This window comes from Caulobacter sp. FV2ps19 (genome assembly GCF_058681035.1).
Map to the genome: position 1 here is coordinate 2,251,523 of NZ_CM178729.1, position 19,064 is coordinate 2,270,586.

At 61.0% G+C, this 19,064-nt stretch carries 14 protein-coding genes and 1 pseudogene; 7 read left to right on the forward strand and 8 right to left on the reverse strand.

What is annotated here, in order from left to right:
• Positions 1-22: 22 nt before the first annotated feature.
• The 8 genes from ACW18B_RS10840 to ACW18B_RS10875 all read right to left on the reverse strand — a co-directional run bounded on the left by ACW18B_RS10840 (position 23) and on the right by ACW18B_RS10875 (position 10,793).
• Entirely contained in the window at positions 23-1,972 is a 1,950-nt protein-coding gene (locus tag ACW18B_RS10840) for an acyltransferase family protein (protein ID WP_492047051.1), read from the reverse strand.
• A complete protein-coding gene (locus ACW18B_RS10845) occupies positions 1,969-3,294 on the reverse strand; it encodes a hypothetical protein (protein WP_492047052.1) in 1,326 nt (441 codons plus the stop codon). Before ACW18B_RS10845 ends, ACW18B_RS10840 begins: the two co-directional genes overlap by 4 nt.
• The gene (locus ACW18B_RS10850) at positions 3,291-4,601 is read right to left on the reverse strand and encodes a lipopolysaccharide biosynthesis protein (protein ID WP_492047053.1); all 1,311 of its coding nucleotides are present in this window, start codon (positions 4,599-4,601) and stop codon (positions 3,291-3,293) included. Before ACW18B_RS10850 ends, ACW18B_RS10845 begins: the two co-directional genes overlap by 4 nt.
• On the reverse strand, positions 4,598-5,563 hold the full coding sequence (gene fcl / locus ACW18B_RS10855; RefSeq protein ID WP_492047054.1) for a GDP-L-fucose synthase: 966 nt from the start codon (positions 5,561-5,563) through the stop codon (positions 4,598-4,600). Before fcl ends, ACW18B_RS10850 begins: the two co-directional genes overlap by 4 nt.
• Positions 5,529-6,605, reverse strand: coding sequence for a GDP-mannose 4,6-dehydratase (gene gmd, locus ACW18B_RS10860; RefSeq protein WP_492047056.1), 1,077 nt, complete (start codon positions 6,603-6,605; stop codon positions 5,529-5,531). Before gmd ends, fcl begins: the two co-directional genes overlap by 35 nt.
• A 475-nt stretch (positions 6,606-7,080) precedes the next feature.
• Entirely contained in the window at positions 7,081-8,271 is a 1,191-nt protein-coding gene (locus ACW18B_RS10865) for a DUF1501 domain-containing protein (RefSeq protein ID WP_492047057.1), read from the reverse strand.
• Between the two features lie 4 nt (positions 8,272-8,275).
• Positions 8,276-9,895, reverse strand: a complete 1,620-nt coding sequence (locus ACW18B_RS10870) for a DUF1800 domain-containing protein (RefSeq protein ID WP_492047058.1) — start codon at positions 9,893-9,895, stop codon at positions 8,276-8,278.
• Between the two features lie 628 nt (positions 9,896-10,523).
• Positions 10,524-10,793 (reverse strand): hypothetical protein, encoded by a 270-nt coding sequence (locus ACW18B_RS10875; protein ID WP_492047059.1) that lies wholly within the window; start codon positions 10,791-10,793, stop codon positions 10,524-10,526.
• Positions 10,794-11,084: 291 nt separating this feature from the next.
• On the opposite strand from ACW18B_RS10875, the gene ACW18B_RS10880 reads away from it, so the two are divergent.
• The 7 genes and pseudogenes from ACW18B_RS10880 to ACW18B_RS10910 all read left to right on the forward strand — a co-directional run bounded on the left by ACW18B_RS10880 (position 11,085) and on the right by ACW18B_RS10910 (position 18,957).
• Positions 11,085-12,377 carry a mannose-1-phosphate guanylyltransferase gene (locus tag ACW18B_RS10880; RefSeq protein WP_492047060.1) on the forward strand — a complete coding sequence of 431 codons (1,293 nt, stop codon included), beginning with the start codon at positions 11,085-11,087 and terminating at the stop codon, positions 12,375-12,377.
• Between the two features lie 1,802 nt (positions 12,378-14,179).
• Positions 14,180-14,525 (forward strand): annotated as a pseudogene (locus tag ACW18B_RS10885) (type IV secretory system conjugative DNA transfer family protein); the annotation flags it as partial.
• A gap of 312 nt (positions 14,526-14,837) precedes the next feature.
• The gene (locus tag ACW18B_RS10890) at positions 14,838-15,263 is read left to right on the forward strand and encodes a CopG family transcriptional regulator (RefSeq protein WP_492047061.1); all 426 of its coding nucleotides are present in this window, start codon (positions 14,838-14,840) and stop codon (positions 15,261-15,263) included.
• Positions 15,264-15,580: 317 nt separating this feature from the next.
• The gene (locus tag ACW18B_RS10895; protein ID WP_492047063.1) at positions 15,581-16,258 is read left to right on the forward strand and encodes an MtnX-like HAD-IB family phosphatase; all 678 of its coding nucleotides are present in this window, start codon (positions 15,581-15,583) and stop codon (positions 16,256-16,258) included.
• Between the two features lie 13 nt (positions 16,259-16,271).
• Entirely contained in the window at positions 16,272-17,669 is a 1,398-nt protein-coding gene (locus ACW18B_RS10900) for an aspartate aminotransferase family protein (RefSeq protein ID WP_492047064.1), read from the forward strand.
• Between the two features lie 23 nt (positions 17,670-17,692).
• A complete protein-coding gene (locus ACW18B_RS10905; protein ID WP_492047065.1) occupies positions 17,693-18,592 on the forward strand; it encodes a hypothetical protein in 900 nt (299 codons plus the stop codon).
• Positions 18,589-18,957 (forward strand): DMT family transporter, encoded by a 369-nt coding sequence (locus tag ACW18B_RS10910; protein WP_492047066.1) that lies wholly within the window; start codon positions 18,589-18,591, stop codon positions 18,955-18,957. Before ACW18B_RS10905 ends, ACW18B_RS10910 begins: the two co-directional genes overlap by 4 nt.
• Positions 18,958-19,064: the final 107 nt, after the last annotated feature.

Consider the following 19,064-nt stretch of genomic DNA (forward strand, 5'->3'; position numbering starts at 1 on the left):
GTTGTTGATAAATTCCCATCGCTCAATGCGCCTTCACTATGCTGGCCGCCTGCGGCGGGGCGGCAAAGTTTGGGTCTGTTCCGCTCATAGCCACCCGAGCCACCAGCCGGGCGCCTTTAAGGCTAAGGTGATCTGCATTAAAATATAGTACGCCGACCTCCGGCATATATGCCGGACACTTTATGTCGCTACAAAGTATAGCGCTTGAGTCAATCACTTTAACATGATTTAGACCTTTTAACTTAGCGATAAGATCCAAGTAAGGCTCGTTAGCGGCGTCGAAATCACTACGAAGAACACCCCAGTCTCGGAAATCTGAGCCCCGATCATTGAGAAGTTGCATAGCGGAAGGGGCATCATAGGGCATTATAGGTATAGGTGCGATTACTACCACCTGCTTTCCATTTGCCAGCAAATACTTCACTGATTTTTCGAACCCAGCTAAAATGCTACGACTATCTGACGTCGCATAACCGGTGAAATTCATTACAAGGTAGACCACATGAATGTCCGGCATGGAGGCTAAAATCTTAGCGATGTTATCGTTCCGCTGTCGACAGTGTGGTCGTCGCGATGACACATAGCCGATGGCAGGCGGGCACGCCGACGCAGAGAATTGAACTACGGAATGGGAGCTTTGCCCCGCTACTTCGCCAAGCTCGAAGGAAAACTCTGCGGCATGACTGTCTCCCCATACCGCAATGTCCGCTGGATGCGAGCGGTCGCCAAACACGCATGCAGATTGAGCCGTAAGCATCACGGCCCCGTCCGCATGGCAGCGGGATCTCATTGGATGGTAGTCATCGCGGGCGCTCAAAAGTGAACGTGATTGCTCGCCAAGTTTCGCGCTGAATCCATTGGTCAAGATGACACATGTCGCAGCCGTCAAAATTACAGCTATGCCAACCGCCGTGTATTTAAACACAGGTATGGTAACAGCAGGTGATTTTCGAATAAATGGCCGTTCAATATATCGATAGGAGATCCAGGAAATTCCTGTTGCGACCAACATCAATAGCGATGATGTTAATAGATTGAGCTCCCCAAGCGCCCAGTGCCTACCGAAGACCAAAAGCGGCCAATGCCAAAGATATAGGGAATATGAGATGTCGCCAAACCATGTGAGCGGGCGCCAAGATAGCATCCTACCCGCAAGGCTTCCGTTGGGCGCCTGACACCAAAGTGTGGTGGCCGTCAGGCCGGATACAATCAAGGCCGGCAGGCCTGGAAATGAGCTGTTTGACTTAAGGAGGAGCAAGAAAAGCGCAATTGCTGCCACGGCCGAAGTCGAAAGTGCGCCGCGAAATTTGGGCGATATGATTTCGCTTGATGGCTTGCAAACGGCGATCACAGCTCCAGTGAGGAGTTCATAGGCGCGCGCCGGCGCGAAAAAAAACGCTGCCGAAGGATAGTAGCGTAGAAGTATTAGCTGGATAAGAAACGAGAGCGCTAGGCAGGTAAGTATAGCGGGTAGAAGTAAGCTTTTCTGTACGCGAAACAAAAACGCCAACATTAGCGGGTAGACTAGGTAGAATTGCTCCTCCACCGAAAGTGACCATGTGTGGAGGAGTGGCTTTAAGTGTGAAACGTCATCAAAGTAACCGGACCCAAACATAAACAACATGTTTGACGAAAATAGCAGAGTGGCAGCCACACTTTGCGCAGCCTTAACGTATGTTGGTGGACTGAGAGCAAAAAAGCCAGCGATGAGGACCGAGAGCAATATAATCGACAATGCCGGCATTAAACGACGCGCTCGGCGCTCGTAAAATTTTGATATCGAGTAGGTGCCGCGGTTGAGTTCGCTGAGAATGATTTTAGTGATCAAGAACCCTGATAGTACGAAAAATATGTCGACCCCAAGAAAACCACCCGCAAGTATTTCGCCGCTTGCTGCATGATAGATGACGACACTGAGGACCGCGATCCCGCGTAGGCCTTGGATGTCCTCCCGATGCATTCGCTCCGTCATTTGCGTACCTCGGCACCCAACGGCCTATCCAATCGCCCTGGCCCGGCGGCGGTTCGCGCCTTGATGCTGGTTGAGTGCAGAAGTCTCAGCAGCGCTGCGCCGAGGACAACTGATACTAGAACGGTCGCTATACGGAAGATGGCGACGTCAAGACCGCCGCGGGTGACGTAGAGGGTCAGGATCGGAACCATTATGAAAACAAGTGCTGCCGTAAGGTAAGGCAGCGATCTTGCTCGCTGATAAGCCCAATCAAGTAGGCTCAGTAGCGCCCCGTAAGCAAAGCTGCCGATAGCCACGACATAGTAACCGCCGATGACATATAGCTCTCCAAACACGCCGTTGGTGAGGCCGCCGAGTCTGTCGCGTGACACCATTAAGCGCATCATCCGAGCAAGCTGCTCTGGCTTGTCTGGATCGAGAAATCTTGGCGTTAGTATTCGGAGGCTATCTATATAGAGGAGCGGCTTGTGGCCCATTTCTCTGACGAAGCGTTCGGCGAATACGTAACCTTCAATCGCTGAGCCTTGCGCAACGTTCATAAGCAGCATGTCCCCGTAGCTAAGCCCTTGGCCTCCCTGCAGCGTAAGCCGTATAAGTAAAGTCACGTTGAAAAGGACAACAAGCGCGATGCCCAGCACAACCAGAGAGGTCGTGCTAACATGCCTATGCGCGGAGTACGCAAGAATGTAACCGAGCGCAGTGATGGCGAGTTGAACGCGTCCTCCGAGAGCGAAGAATATAAGTGTCGAAAGTATGATTGAAAACCAAGGAACCGACTTCCCCATGCGCATTCTCACAATCATCAAAGCGCAACAGGTCAATGCATTTACGCAAGCGGAAACATATATTATCGAATAAATAAATCCTTCGACTGGAACCCGGGTCATCGCCATCTTGGCGAAACCAAGAGCTCCGAGTGGTTGAAGTATGATTAAGGCTGAGACCAGAACGGTGCTAATCAAGTGAACTACTTGCACCGTTCCTGGAAAGGGCGCCAAGTATGAGGCGCGCAGTTCTTGCGAAGGTTCTAGCGTTTTGGTTCCGGGGTTGCTCGGAAGTGTGGACTTTGCGGCGCCATACCCAAATGCGAGGGCAAGAGTAGATACGGCGGCGATGTTTAGGGCGGAGAGTGTTGATTGATCGTAGGCGCGGGCCGTGGTCATGCCGGGAGTATAATTTGCTATCCAAGCAAAGAGAATGGGGCACAGATGTGACGCACCTAGGAAGAAAGCAATCAATGCTAGTCCGGGGCGGCGCGGTCCAATCCCGTACGTAAACATGACAATGATGCCGGTGAGCGTAACAATAAGCGCAAGGGTCATTTGAAATTGCCCGAGTGGGGCTTCCCATCTACTTCTTGGAGCTGCCTAGTGAGGCGCGGCGCCCGTCGCATCATAGCCAGCAGCGCGCCAGCAGCTAGTATCTGGCTGATGCCTTCGGCAAGGGGAAAGGCGTATTGTGAAAGTGGTTTCAAAAGGAAGAAAGTTAGGACGAGAGATATGCAGACGTACGTCCAGGTCACTGGAACGGTCATCAATAGTCGATCGGCGGCTGCATAGCCTTGCTGCAAGCCGAGATACACGTTTCCCGTCACAACGATAGGCGCGAAGGCGGCGATTAGGTAGGTAGCCGCCCCCGTTCCTTCAACTATATGCGACAAGCCCCACGCAAAAACTACAATGGCCACGCAGGCCAATATCGAAAGAACCAGACCTGTTTTTTGCGCAGCGTATGTGGCTGCCCTCAGGTCAATTCCGCTAGTGACTGCGGCCACAAGTTGCGGGAATTCAGCGCGACGAACGAATTGGAGCAGTTGCATTGCCGCGTTTAGTAGTTGCTTTGCGTATACCAAAATGCCCGTCCCCGACGGGCCTAGGAAGTGATGAGCGAGCCACAGTTGACCTCGGAAGAAGAGCTGGCCAGGCATAATTGCGGCTAGGTATGTGGTTCCAGAGTAAAAACTCTTGAGGGCGATGTGGGAGTTGAATGCAATGCCTTCTATTTTGACTCCGTTGCGTCGAATTATGACGATCTGGATAATCGTGGAAAGTATAACGCCAATCGAATAGCTTCCGCCAAGTAGACAGCCCGCGATTGGCGGTGATAGTTTAGCTGCGGGTGCCAGTGTTCCAGCAAAAAGGAGAACTGGAAGGGTTGCTAAGACGCCCGCAATGCCGCTTCGGCGACGCCCATCTAAGACGCCGTTCGCGTTGAATGCGTGCGCCGGCAGTCCAGCCGACGCGGTAGCTGCGAATGCGAGCTCAAATCCAAACCGAATTTTAGAGGCCGTGATGGCAAGAGCTAGGATTGCAATTGCGGTTAGGCCTAGCCTGACTAAGCTGAGAGACCAGTAAGCTTGAGAAATGGTCGAATCTGGATCGGTTTCAGGCGTACTTGCAGCGATGCGAGTAAGGGTCAGCACCCCGCCCCAGTCCGCAATCAAATACACTAAAACGGCGGTGTAGTAGGCAACCCCAGCAGTTCCTAGAAATGCTGCATTACCTTCCGACAATAAATATGTCTGGACGCAGAACATCGTTCCTTGGCCGACGGCGAAAGCACTCACCAACAGAGCGATGTTAGTGTGCACTACGCCCAGAGGGCTAAATCTGAGGCGCATCAGCTTCACGCGAGTGAAAACTCTCGATAAACTTCAGATATGCCCCTCCGCAATTCAACGCATGGGTGCCAATTCATTCCGCGCAGTTTGTCGCCACTCATCAGCTTACGAAGCGTGCCATCGGGCTTTGTGGTGTCGGTGCGGATGTCCCCATCAAAACCGACTACCTCGCAAATGAGTCTGGCCAAATCGATTATTGCTACATCTTCGCCCGAACCAACGTTGACGTGTTCGAAATCCGAGTAGCGCTGCATCAGGAAGACACACGCATCCGCACAATCGTCAGCGTGCAGGAATTCGCGCCGAGGTGTCCCTGTGCCCCAGATGGTTATGTGGTCCACGCCCGCGATCATTGCCTCGTGCGCCTTTCGGATTAGGGCTGGGAGGACGTGGCTAGTGTTCAGGTCGAAGTTGTCGCCGGGGCCATACAGGTTGGTCGGCATGGCGCTGATGAAGTCGCTGCCGTGCTGCTTGCGATAGGCTTGCGCCAGCTTGATGCCCGCGATTTTGGCGATCGCGTACCATTCATTGGTTGGCTCAAGCGCGCCCGTTAGTAGTGAGTCCTCGCGGATCGGTTGCTCGGCGAACTTCGGATAGATGCAGGACGAACCGAGGAACAGCAACTTGGCCACACCCTCGCGGTGCGCGGCCTCGATAATGTTGGCCTCGATCATCAGGTTGTCATAGAGGAAGTCGGCCGGAAAGCTGTCGTTGGCCAGAATGCCGCCGACCTTCGCCGCCGCCAGGAAGATGGCGTCCGGCTTTTCCTTTGCCATCCAGGCCTGGACCTGGTCCTGACGCTTGAGATCGACGACCTCGCGTCCAGCCGTGATCACTTCGCAGCCTTCTGAAGCCAGCCGCCGCACGATGGCGGAGCCGACCATCCCGCGATGGCCGGCCACCCAGACGCGCTTCCCGGCAAGCGGAAAGATCACCTCATTCGGCATTGCGACGTTGCTCCCGAGCGACATTGATCATGTCGGCGGCGACCATCTCGGCGCAGAGCTGCTCCCACTTGGTGTCGTGGACCCAGCCGAGCTTTTCCTTGGCCTTGGTCGGATCGCCGATCAGCAACTCAACTTCGGTCGGGCGGAAGTAGCGCGGGTCGACCTCGACGAGCACCTTGCCGGTTTCGGCGCAGGTGCCCTTTTCTTCGACGCCCGTGCCCGACCAGTTGATGGTTACGCCGGTCTCGGAGAAGGCCTTCGTCACGAAGTCGCGAACGAGGGTCGTCTCGCCGGTTGCGAGAACGTAGTCGTCAGCGACTTCCTGCTGCAGCATCAACCACATGCCGCGGACGTATTCGCGGGCGTGGCCCCAGTCGCGCTTGGCGTCGAGGTTGCCGAGATAGAGCTTGTCCTGATAGCCCTGCTTGATGGCCGAGACCGCGCGAGTGATCTTGCGGGTCACGAAGGTTTCGCCGCGCAGCGGGCTTTCGTGGTTGAACAGGATGCCGTTGCTGGCGTGGATGCCGTAGGCCTCGCGATAGTTCACCACGATCCAATAAGCATAGAGCTTGGCGGCGGCGTAGGGGCTGCGCGGGTAGAACGGGGTCTTTTCGCTCTGGGGCACTTCCTGCACCAGGCCGTAAAGCTCCGAGGTCGAGGCCTGATAGAACTTGGTCTTCTTTTCCAGGCCGAGAATGCGGATGGCCTCAAGCAGGCGCAGCGTACCCGTGCCGTCGGCATTGCTGGTGTATTCCGGGGTCTCGAAGCTGACCGCCACGTGGCTCTGGGCCGCGAGGTTGTAGATTTCGTCCGGCTGGGTCTGCTGCACGATCCGGATCAGGTTCGTGCTGTCGGTCAGGTCGCCGTAGTGGAGAATGAACCGCTGATCCTTCTCGTGAGGATCCTGGTACAGGTTCTCGATACGGCCGGTATTGAAGGACGAGGAGCGGCGCTTCACGCCGTGCACCGTGTAGCCCTTGGAAAGCAGAAGTTCGGACAGGTACGCCCCGTCCTGACCGGTCACGCCCGTTATCAGCGCGACCTTGCCATTGCTGGCTACACTCATGGTATCCCCTTAAGTCCCCACGGCCCAATCCAGGCCCACACACATGTGCTCAGTAGCTGAGCAGCCGATCAGGCGGAAGCAAATCTTGCGCCACCCCATAACGAGATGGCAGATGCGTCGCCTCCCAGGGTCGGCTTGATTATTTTTACACCAGAATGGAACACCTGCGGCTGTGTCTAACATCACAGTCTGGTTAACTTTCCCATTGGATTGCGCTGCGTTTCTTAACGCTCGTTTGATTGATTTTATGCGTCCGTAAAAGAAGCTTTGTGCAGCGGTCATAATTTGCGAACCCGATTAGATCGGGCGCGGAGCATATCTAGGTTCGCATTTAGGTTGAAAGCGTAGCTTCGGCCGGTGAGGGGCCTAGCCGCTAGCGTTCTCACATGACATCGATTGTCGAAATGCCACTTCTGCCTAGATAATGCCCGCTCGAAGCGGATCTCGTGGATGAAGAAGGCCGACGTGGCAGTCATCAGAGCATCCCCAAATCTACGGCATTGGCGCCCGGAAACACCGCCGACAGACGCGCGTCGCCTAGTCCGTAAAGGCGCATCGTTAGACCGCCAATCATGGCGCGGTAGTCGGTCAGCACCGGCAGGTCGCGCCCCTCGTTGAGTGTTTTAGGGTTCAGGGCGACTTGGTCGCCGGCGATGCGGCCGCCTTTGACGGATCCGCCGAGCACCCAATAGGTACTGCCCCGGCCGTGATCTGTACCCTTGTCGCCATTCTCGCGAAAGGTTCGGCCAAATTCCGAGATCACGATCACCGTCGTCTTCGCCCAGACCTCATCGCCGAGACCTTCGGTGAGGCCGGTCAAACCGCGTCCGAGCTGCCCCAGTCTGTCGGCGAGCACGCCGGTCGCCGCGCCTTGGTTGACGTGGGTGTCCCATCCGCCGACGTCGAGAAAGGCCAGATTGTAGTCGTTGCGCATCAGCGTCGCGACGCGGCGGGTGGCGAGCTCGAAGCCGCTCGGCGAGACGGTGTTGCGGTTGGCGGCGATCATTTCCCCGCTGATAGCGTCATAGGCCTTGTCGCGGACGGTGAAGCCCTGGCTGACCGCGTCCGATAGGCTATGGCCGCGATACATCTCTTCGATCAGTCGCGCCTGCCTTTCATCGATCCCCGACTTGGACACCGAGCCGATGGCGATGTTCGGAACCACCCGCTCGCCCTGGAACGCCAGAGGCGGTTGAGCGGTGAAGGCGATCGAACGCGAGCCTGTAAGCTGTTGGCTAAGCCGCTCCATGAAGCCGGACCGGTAGCTGCGCGATCCGCCGACGGGTTGACCCAACTCGATCGTGTCCTGGGTCTCGAAGTGACTCCTGGAAAGATCGTCGGATCCGGCGAAGGGCACGAAGGCGATCTGTCGCTTTTGCCATAGCGGATAGATGGAGTCCTTCAGCGCTGGATGCAGGCTCCAGTCGACGTCCAGGGCCAAAGCGGCCGCAGCGTCGCCTGCGGCGGGGCGGGCGATCCGCAGGTTGGGCCTGGCTTCGTGGTAGAAGTCGCTGCTGGTCGGGATCACCACGTTCAAGGCGTCGTAGCCGCCGCGCAGAAACAGCACCAGCAGACGCTGGTCGCTGGCCGGCGCGCTCCACGCCCGACCCGCGACGCCGAGGGCCGCGGTCGCCAGGCTGGAGGTCAGAAAAGCTCGGCGATCCATGGGCTCACCTGCGGAGGAACTCTGGGGAGGACAGGAATAGGGCGTTCCATTCGGCCGACGATTTGGCCTGAGCCAAAGCTGCTTTGGTCGAAGGACCAAGGGCGGCTTCGGAGTTGGAGAAATAGAGCCGGTTCTGCAGTTGCGGAAACGCCGGCGCATCGACCGCGTCGGGCGTGTTGGGTTTGAAGAGGCCTGAAGAGCTCGAGCCAATTTGCCGGGCGACGTCGAACATCGTCGTCAATTGCCCAGGGCCGGTCCAAGCGGAGTCTTCCAGGGAATAGCCATCGGGGGTCTCCCGGCCATAGAGGCTTTGACCCATCCGGCTCAGCCAGTTTTCGATCGGGGCCGTATTGGCGATCGGCCGCCCGTCATAGGCCAGCCGCACGGCTGATACCGTGAAATGCATCGGATCCTTGGTCTTGCCGCCCAAGGACGCCTTGAAGTCCGAGGCGCGGAAGAGCGTCTTGAGCACGACGGCGATGTCGCCGTCGCTCCGCAGGAACGCCTTGGTCATTTGATCGACGAGTTTAGGCGGGGCCTGACCCATGAAGAACAGCGCCAGCTTCGTGGAGACGTGGCGGGCGGTCGCTGGGTCGCGGGCCAAAATGTCGAGGGCTTGATCCAGTTCGCTAAGGCCCGAGCCCTTGATCGGATGGCCTAGGAGGATCTTGTCGGCGAAGTCGTGCCGGGCCGGATTGAACTCGAAGAGCCCAAGCCGCACGTATTGCGCCTGCTGCTCGGGCTTGAGCTTCGGCGCGTCGCTCGATAGGCTGACGCCGACACCGGTCAGGATGCGGGTCATCGCCTCGACGTCCTTCTGCGTATAGCCGGAGCCCACGCTCAAGGTGTGCAGCTCGAGAATTTCTCGGCCATAATTCTCATTGAGCCGGCCAACCGCATTTTGATCATTGTCGAGATAGCGCAGCATGGCCGGGTGGAGAGCCGCCGCCTCGAGCAGATCTCGGAAACGCCCAAGAGCATGCGGTCTGATGGCTTGGTCTTCGTAGTCGGCGATCAGCGCGCGGATGTCGCGCTTGTCGGCCTGGACGTTGAAGTGATTGACCCAGAACCAGGTCATCTGCTCTTGCAGTTGGTTGGGCGAGTAGAGATCGCGAAGAAGCGATCGCGAGGTGGTTTGGCGCTTGAGGTCGGCCATAACGCGACCGTAGGCCTGTTGCGCGGCCTGGCGCTCCGCCGGTTCCTTGATTTGATTGGCGGCTCTGTTTTGAGCGTCCATGGCGACAGCCAGCTTCTCCATGGGCTCAGTGGTGATGCGCATCTGGTCGATCTGAGCTTGAACGCTGTCGGGTAACGTCGCCGGATTTGAAGGGCGCAATTGCGCGCTCAGCCAACGCTCATCCCCAAGATGCTCGGCGTTTTCGACGGCTTGCGATGTTCGCCCCCAGGTCACACGATCGACCAGCGCCACCGTACGCGCCGAAGCGGCCGCAGCGTCGGGAAGCGTCATTTCGATCGCGACTACGGCGAAGATTGCGACAAGGACCGGACGGCCAAGCGCTTTCAATCGAGACATGGCAAGGCTCACTTCGGGGACACCATGGAACGCGCCGGTGGCAAATCCGTGTCCGCGTCCGTGCGAAGAGATCTGACGTGCGTCGATCAAACCCTATCGTTGCGCGCGGATGTGACGTGGGAGGTCCATTCCGCGGCGCGCGGCAGATCAGTCGCGGAAGTACCGGTGCTTTCTGTCTCGCTTGAGCATTCGGCGCACGACGCCCTCAAGGCTCGGCCAAGCGAAAAGCAGCAATAGGCCAAGGATAACGAGCACGGCGAGCGCGGGCATGGTCAGCTCCAGATAAGAGCGCATCCTCCCGAACGGCGGCATTTATCGTTGATTAGCTAAAGATGGCACGCTTAGGGGCCTATACGAATTGCGCAAGGGAAACATGACCGCAAAGCCTCCGTACCGCCTGGTTTCGGGTCTCGGGCGAGGGGCCACGCCCGCCTGCTAACATTTGCGACGCATGCTGCGGCACGTGTGTCGGGCATTCGTTCGACGCCAAGTCCTTCAACCTAGGTCGTCTTGCGCTATTCTACGGCTCGCCGCCGCGATCGTCACGGGCGGCGCGACTTGACCGGCCTCATCATCGGGGGGGGGGGGGCGAACTCAGCCCCCGGCAAAGCCACACGACTGTCCACTGCGGCCCGAAGATCCGCCTCTAGCGCATGGCCGGCTGAATATCGGCATGGCAGCAGTAGCTGCTGGGCCACGCGAAGATTGCCGCTTTGGCTCAGGATAGTCGTGCCGGCGCGGTGACGGCGCTGTGGATCACCTGCGGCAGGGTGGCCGGCGCGCTTGACGGCCGCGCACAGACGCGTCTGTAGGGCCGGATGCTGGCCAGCCTCAGGATCGCCCGCTCGATCGCCCAAACTTTCGCCGGACAGATATCTTCGTCGAACCGGATGCTCGTCAGGCCGACCGATCGGGCGCGCTCCGCGCGGGCGGCGATCTGTTGGCCGTCGTCGGCGCGCAGCGGCAGCGGGGGATCAATTCTGCTCATGCGCTGCAGAAACGCAGTTTAGCATTCCAATAAGCAGGGCGAACAGATTTGGCATTTTATCAGCGGATGCCCAACCTGCATGGTTGCCGGTTGTTGGTGTCGCTGGTCGAGGTGCTCACTTCGAATTTCGGTTTCCACGGCTTTCGGATGACATGAAACCTATGCGGCTGCCCGCCAGCGCGGCGGTTTAAGAAAAATTCACGTCACAGCAAGCGCCCGTTGGACAGAATTTGCTAGCCGCGTGCTACTGGTCAATTGAGCCTCGGATGCGAGGTACAACCTGGGGTCTTCGTGAACGCGATCTATCCTGTCATTCTTTGCGGCGGTTCGGGCACGCGCCTTTGGCCAGCTTCGCGAGCCGACCAGCCCAAGCAGTTCCTGCAACTCATTGGGGACCATTCCAGCTTCCAGGATACCGTGCTGCGTGTGGCCACGCTGCCGGACCGCGCGGAAATCGTCATCGTCACCGGCGCAGCCATGGTCGAGTTCGTGCTGGAGCAGACCGCGCAGATCGGCGTTGAGGTCACCGTTCTGGTCGAGCCCGAGGCCCGCGACTCCGCCCCGGCCGTCGCTGCAGCCGCCGCCTATGTCCAGTCGCGCGATCCGCAGGGTGTCGCCCTGATGTTGGCCGCTGACCACTATATCGCCGAGCCGGACGTCTTCGGCCTGGCCGCCGTGACTGCCGCCAAGGCTGCCGCCGAGGGCTGGATCGTCACGTTCGGGGTCAAGCCGACGGCTCCCGCTACCGGATTTGGCTACATCCGGCCCGGCGATGCTTTGCTGGATGGCAGCGTCAGCGCCGTCGCCGCCTTTGTCGAGAAGCCCGACCGCGCCACCGCCGAGACCTACGTCGCCGATGGATATCTCTGGAACAGTGGCAATTTCGCTTTTAAGGCCGGCATGCTGTTGGGCGAGCTCGACGCCTTTGAGCCTAGCGTTTCCGCCGCCGCTCGCGCCTGCGTGGCTGCTCTGAAGATCACCGATGGCGTTGGCCGGTTGGACAAGGCCGCCTTCTCTGGGGCCGCCAAGATCTCGCTCGACTATGCGGTTATGGAGCGCACGAAAAAGGCCGCCGTGGTCCCCGCAGCGTTTTCGTGGTCCGACCTTGGGGCCTGGGACGCGATCTGGGAGGCTTTCCCCAAGACCGACAGCGACAATGCCGTCTCCGGCGACGTCACCCTGATCGACTGTGAGCGCGTCCTGGCCCGCTCGACCGGTCCCTTCGTCGGTGTCATCGGTCTTTCGGACGTCGTCGTGGTGGCGGAGCCCGACGCCATCCTGGTCTGTCATCGCGACGCCAGCCAGGCGGTCAAAGCCCTCGTCGATGGCCTTAAGCGCGACGGTCGCTCGATCGCTAGCGGCCGGGATCGGGGCCATGCCGTGCGCAAGGTATTGGCGACCACGGCCACCACACGGATCGAGCAATGGATCCTGAAGGTCGGCGAAAACGTCCAACTCCCCGCAGGCGTGATTCAGGTGCTTGAGGGCGAGGTCGAAGGCCTTGACCGTGTCAACACGTTGGACACCATCAAAAGTGTTCAAGCGAGGACGACGACAATCCTGCTGCTCACCTTGCGAACCTAACCACCTGGTCCATCTTCGCGTGGCGGCGCACCTTGGCCGTCAGCCGGGTTGTCCCGCCTGAAGGGCGTTCAAAAGAAACTCAGCTTCAAGACCGCCGCAACCACGCACAGGGCAAGCCATACCGCACCAGTTATCGCGATCGCAGGAAGCCATCGAAGATCTTGTGAGCGACGAGTCGAGTGCGGTATCTGATCGGGGCGGCCAGCCATGCGTTTCCTCTGGGCGCGTTTCCCGGCCCTTATTCTGAATAGACGATACTGCGTGTGCCTGCGCAAGCGGGATGCCGCCGTTGAACCATCGGGGGCCGTTTGGCGCTAATTAGTCCCGAAAATACCGATGTTTCCGATCCCGCTTGAGGAATCGGCGCAGTTCTTTTTCTGCGCTAGGCCAAACGAGAAGCAGCAATAGCGCGACGATAACCAGGATGGCCAGCAGGGGCATGGGGAGCTCCAAGATCGTGAGCCTCCTCCCAAGTCGGCGCCCATCTTGAGGCTCCGTTGGCGGGCAGGATGGCGAGGCCACGGCAAAAGGGCAAGGCGATCTTGTCCTGCCGCGTCCGGCCCTCGAATAAATCGGGCAAGGCGCCCAAAGGCAAGGCGCGTTAGAGGGCCAAGGTCTGTTTCGGTTCTGCCGTTGATGGGCGGAGCGACCCTCGCGATGACGTTGAATCGCTAAGGACATCTCTGAACAGGCGCCGGGTGGGGCTTTGAGGTTTCGGCGCGGGTGATCGTCCTTGCGTCCGGCCCAGAGCCGTAGGGAAGCAAATGCCGAGGTCCCGGCGTTCTCGATGTTGTGGCGTTGAGATGGCGCAGGGAGGCGAGGCCAAGCTCGAACCTATCAGGCGTTAGCGGGGAGCGGCGCATTGGCCACCGCAAGCTGCTGGCTTCGGGGGAGGGGAGATGGAGGCCCGGCCCAGGATCGAACCGGGGTCCATGGACACCGCATCCGCTGCGTAACCCCTCCGCCACCGAGTCGTTCGGCGTCAATTCAAGGCGCGCGCGGGCTTGTGATTTATGAGGGGTGACCCTTGACACCGCCGAGGCGTCGGCGATGGCGGAGGACGAGATTCAGGCCGGCGCGGTCGCTTCGCGGTTCTGGCTTTGGCCATTTTCGCGGAGGCCGTGCGCATTTTTTACAGGAAAGGGCGTCCCCGCCGCCGGGCGGCGGGGACATGAGAGGCGAGGCTCGAACCTCGTCTTTTACATCGGAGGGCTACGGCCCTTCGGTCTCGCCCTTGTAGGCGGGCTCGACTGCAACAGATCGATGCCGCGCCGGAGGGAAAGCGCCGGGCTTAACCGAAGCCGGCGGCTGGAATCGTTATTGGCGAACGACAGAGGGGCTGCACCTTTGTCCGTGACATTGCGTCAAGGCGCTTATGTCCGCCTCGCAAAATGCCGCCAGAAAGTTTGAGTCTTAGGCAGGGCGCTGAGGCGTTGGAAGGCGACGCGCGGTCCGCGCGCATTGTCTTGGCTAGTGGTCGTGTGGTCCGTCGCATGCGGCGATGAAGCGCCGTGGGCGGGCCTGGCGTGTCGTTCTGTTTGGGGCGCGTCCTACGCGGCCTCTTGGGCTTGATCCCGGACCGAGGCGGCGCTGTTTGGCAACCTTGGCGGCGGCTTTCTTCCCCGGGGCTTTGCCCCTTCCTCGCGATGCAACAAAGCCGCCGCCCACGGTCCTGCGCTGGCGCTTCGGGCCCGCTGGCGCGGCCTGCCGTCCTTCACCTGTCCCCGGTCTTCGGGTCGCCATCGAGGTCGCGATAGGCGCGGCCCCAGACCAGAAGGACGAACATCATGGCCCGCATCGGCTCATTTTACCAGATTGAGCGCGCATACGGGCCCAACCATTCGATCTTGGATAATCGTCACGTCCGCGTGGCGTTCGCGACCAACGACGAGCGCACCGCGCGCCGGATCAGCGACACGCTGGGCACCGCGACGGAGATGAGGGCGATGGCCAATTATGCGGGCCATCGGCTATCTCCCTGGCTTGGACACCTGATGGTCTCGCGCTAGGAAACCGCGCGTCCGCTGCTCACGCCCGGCGAGGTCATGCAGCTGCCGCCGCACGAAGCCGTCGTCCTGGTGGCCGGCGCGCCGCCGATCCGGGCGACCAAGATCCGCTACTACGCCGATCCACGTCTCGCTCGCCGGGTCTGTGTGCTGGACACCGCAGCGGGCGTCCCGAGCGCGCCCGTTGCCGCCGATTGGAGTGGCGCCGTCTCGTCGAAGGCAACGACCACAGCGGGATGCTCGACGGCTCAAGACGATGGGGGGCTGAAGCGAGAACCCGACCTGGACGGTCCTGAGGCCCCGCCGCTGCAGGACCGCGATGATGACATCGACACGGGCGAGGGTGAGGAAGGTGACGAAGCCCAGCAGGGGCGAGAATTGCAGCGCCGGTTTACGGGCGTGGCGCGCCAGGCAGCGCTGGATCGTGACGACGGCATCCCGCTGGGGGCGACGCATGAAGATCCCCACCAAGGTCTTCCTGACCAGCGACACTATCCGCGTCCTGGACGACCGCGCCCGCCGGACGAAACGGCAGAAGTCAGAGATCGTCCGTGCGGCCGTCGAGGCCTATCTGTCGCCCGACAGCGCCGAGGCCGGGGAGGCGGCATTGTTTCGTCGGCTCGATCGGATGTCTCGGCAGCTCGATCGACTGGAGCGCGACGTCACGATCGCCAATGAGGCCATCGGGCTCTTCGTGAAGACCTGGCTGAAGGTGACGCCGGCGATGTCGGCGGTGGAGGATCGGGCGGCTAGTGCGAAGGGACAGGAAAGGTACGCGGCGTTCATCGATCTGCTGTCGCGGCGGATCGCGGAGGGACGGCTGCTGCGCGGGGAGGTTTTGAACGACGTCGCCGGCGGAGGCGATCATCATGACTCTTAGCGGCCCTCGGGAAGGGCCGCTTTCGGCGAAGTACCGATGGTTTGACCTCCTGCGCCAGGAGCGCATTCACTCGACCAAATAGTCGACGAACACCCGCACGTAGCGAGCATGTCGGCCCCGCACGCAACACGGCCTGGAAGACCTCCGTATTTCCGGGATCGAAGTTTTGAAGGATCGGGATCAGCCGGCCAGTCGCCACCAGATCGCCGAGGCAGCGAAGCGCCGAGACGGCGCGCGAAACAATCGGTGTGGGGGTCGAACACGCACGGCGTCATTGGCTCAAGCGGCGCGGGTGCGTCTGAAGCCATGGCGAGTGAATGCGAGTATTCTGCGATTTCGACGGCACGATCGCCAAGCTCGACACCACCGACCTGGTCCTGACCCGTCTGGCCGACCCGGCGTGGGAAGTGCTCGAGGCGCGCTGGGCCCGCGGCGAGATCGCCGCCGCCGAGTGCATGCGCGACCAGATCGCCCTGATCGACGGCGACGACGCGGCGCTCGATGCGGTGCTCGACAGCGTCGAACTGGCCGACGGTTTCGTCGAGTTCGTCGCCTGGTGCCAAGCCAACGCCGTGCCGCTGACCGTGCTCAGCGACGGTGTTGACCGCTTCATTTTTCGCATTCTGGATCGCCACGGCCTGTCGCACTTGCCGGTGGTCGCCAACCAAATGGTCGGCAATGCGCTGCTCGGTCGAAGGCTGGAGCAGCCTTGGTCGCGCGCGGGCTGCGCGGCTGGCTCCGGCGTCTGCAAGTGCCTGGTCGTGGCCAGGTCTGACGAGCGGGCAAACGATCCTCGCGACCTGATGGTCTTCATCGGCGACGGGCGTTCGGACTTCTGCGTCTCGGGCCGCGCCAACCTGCTGTTCGCCCGCGACAAGCTGGCCGCCTACGCCCGCTCGCGGGCAATGCCCCATCACGAATTTTCCGATTTCCACACCATCAGGACGACGCTCGCGGCCACTCACGGCCGCCTGGCGCGCCGCGCCGCCATCTGACCGGAGCCGCTTCATGTACGACGCCGAAAATTCCGCTCAACTCCTCGACGAAGCCGCCCTGCGCGAGCTCGAGGCCCAGTACTGCTCCTACGGCGACACCGTCCACTACCTGCCCGATCCCAAGTTCTTCGACGGCTGCGAGGGCTCGTTCATGTACGACGCCCAGGGGCGCCGGTTCCTGGACCTGCAGATGTGGTACTCGGCGGTCAATTTCGGCTACCGCAACCCGCGCCTGAACGCCGTGGCCCACCGCCAGCTCGACACTCTGCCGCAGGTGGCCAGTCAGTACCTGCACCGCGAGAAGGTCGAACTGGCGGCGATGATCGCCCAGGACGCCGAAAAGAAGTTTGGTCGCAAGGGCCGGGTGCATTTCAACGTCGGCGGCGCCCAGGCGGTTGAGGACTCGCTGAAGCTGGTGCGCAACGCCTCGGGCGGCAAGCAGCTAATGTTCGCCTTCGAGGGCGGCTATCATGGTCGCACTCTGGGCGCTTCGGCGATTACCTCGTCCTACCGCTACCGCCGCCGCTTCGGCCACTTCAGCGACCGCGCGCAGTTCATTGAGTTCCCGTACCATTTCCGCGGCCCCAAGGGCATGAGCAAGGAAGAGTACGGCGCGGCCTGTGTGGCCAAGTTCGCCCGCCTGTTCGAAACCGAATACAATGGCGTGCTCGACACCAAGACCGGCCAGGCCGAATACGCCGCCTTCTACATCGAGCCCATTCAGGGCACCGGCGGCTATGTCATCCCGCCGCCCAACTTCTTCATCGAGCTGAAAAAGGTCCTCGACCAGTACGGTGTCCTGCTCGTGGTCGACGAAATTCAGATGGGTATGTTCCGGACCGGAAAGCTGTGGTCGATCGAGCATTTCGGCGTGCAACCTGATGTACTGGTGTTCGGCAAGGCCTTGACCAATGGCCTCAACCCGCTGTCGGGCGTCTGGGCCCGCGAGGAACTGATCAACCCGGAGATCTTCCCGCCCGGTTCGACCCATTCGACCTTCAATTCCAACCCGATGGGCACGGCCGTGGCGCTGGAGGCCCTGCGGATGACCTCCGAGGTCGACTACGGCGCAGCCGTGATGGAGAAGGGCGCCTATTTCCTGAAGGGCCTGAAGGACCTGCAGAAGCGCTGGCCGCAGATCGGCGACGTCGACGGCCTTGGCCTGGCCTTGCGCGCCGAGATCTGCGAGGCCGATGGCTTCACCCCCGCCAAGGCCCTGCTCAACCGCATGGAAGCTGAGGGGATGAAGGGTGACATCGAGATCGACGGCGAGCACTACGGCCTGATCCTCGACGTCGGCGGCTACCACAAGAACGTCATCACGCTGGCGCCCTCGCTGGAGATCAGCAGGGACGAGATCGACCTGGCCCTCAAGCTGCTCGACGCGGTCCTGCGCCGTTGCGTCGATTGAGTCACGGGATGCGGCCGGTCTTCTTGAACCTCGACGGCGCTTTGAGCGCGCAGCCCGTGCTGCGCAACCGGGCTGACGGCCTGACCGTCGAGGCCCGGGACCTGGGACCGGCTCTGCGTCTATGGAGTCGGCCGCCGGCCCTCGCCGCGCTGGCCGAACGCCTGCGCGACTTTGCGCCTATAGGGGCCAGTCCCGACCTGGTGTTCGCCGGTTCGGGAGACTTTCACCATGTGACGCCGATGCTGATCGAGCGAGCCCTCGCGGCGTCGGGCGCCGGCGCCGTGACCGTGGTGCATTTCGACAACCATCCCGACTGGGTGCGGTTCGGGAACGGCCTGCATTGCGGCTCTTGGGTCGGGCGGGCCGCGCGCCTGTCAGAAGTGGCCAGGGTGATCACCGTGGGCGTGTGCAGCGGCGACATTGACCGTCCCGAGACCAAACGCGCGGATCTGGATCTCGTCGCCGAACAGCGAGTCGAACTCTATCCCTATAGCGCGCCCGATGGCGGCCCCGTTTTGCGGGTTGGCGCCCAGAGTTGGCCCTCGATCGAGGCGATGGGCGAGAGCGGGTTCGCCGACCTGCTCGCGTCGCGCATCGTGACCCCGGTGATCTACGTCACCATCGACAAGGACGTCCTGTGTTCGGCCGACGCCGTTACCAACTGGGACCAGGGGCGCCTGAGCCTGGAGGGGCTGGAGACGCTCCTCCGCGCCGTCGCGACGCGCGCGCGGGTAATCGGCGCCGACGTGGTCGGGGACTGGTCGGCGCCGCGCTACGGTCCCGGACCGCTGGCGGCCATGCTCAAGATCGGAGAAGCGTTTCTCGATCAGCCGCATCGCGGGCCACTGCCCGCAGTGGCGCGGCGGATTAATCAGGCGACCAATCTTCGTCTGCTTTCGCTGTTTTCGGAGGTCGCGCCGTGAGCTCGGCTCTGAACTTCGCCAGCGCCGGTCTGCTGGCCTTCTGCATCGTCACGGAGATCGGTCGCGAACTCAGCTTCAAGGCGGCTTCGGACGGGGCCGAGGGCAGGCGGGCCTATATCGCGGCGCTAGCCCTACAGCCGGTGCTGTGGCTGGGGATCGTATTCTGGTTCGTCGAGATGATCGCTTGGTTGCTGGTGTTGGAAACCACTCCTCTGAGCCTGGCCTTCCCGATCATGACCCTGACCTACGCTGGCGTGCCCCTGGCCGGCACGTTGATCCTGAAGGAGCGGCTTAGCTCGATCCAGATCGCCGGCGCGGCCGTGGTCGCCGCCGGGGTGACCTGCGTGGGGCTGTCAGGCCTGTGACCCTTTCGAAGCCCGGAGCCATGGCCATGAGGCCGCAAGTCTTCCGTCTCGCCAGGCGCGTGTTCAGCCGCACGATCATCGGCCAGGCCTTGGCCGGATGGGCCGGG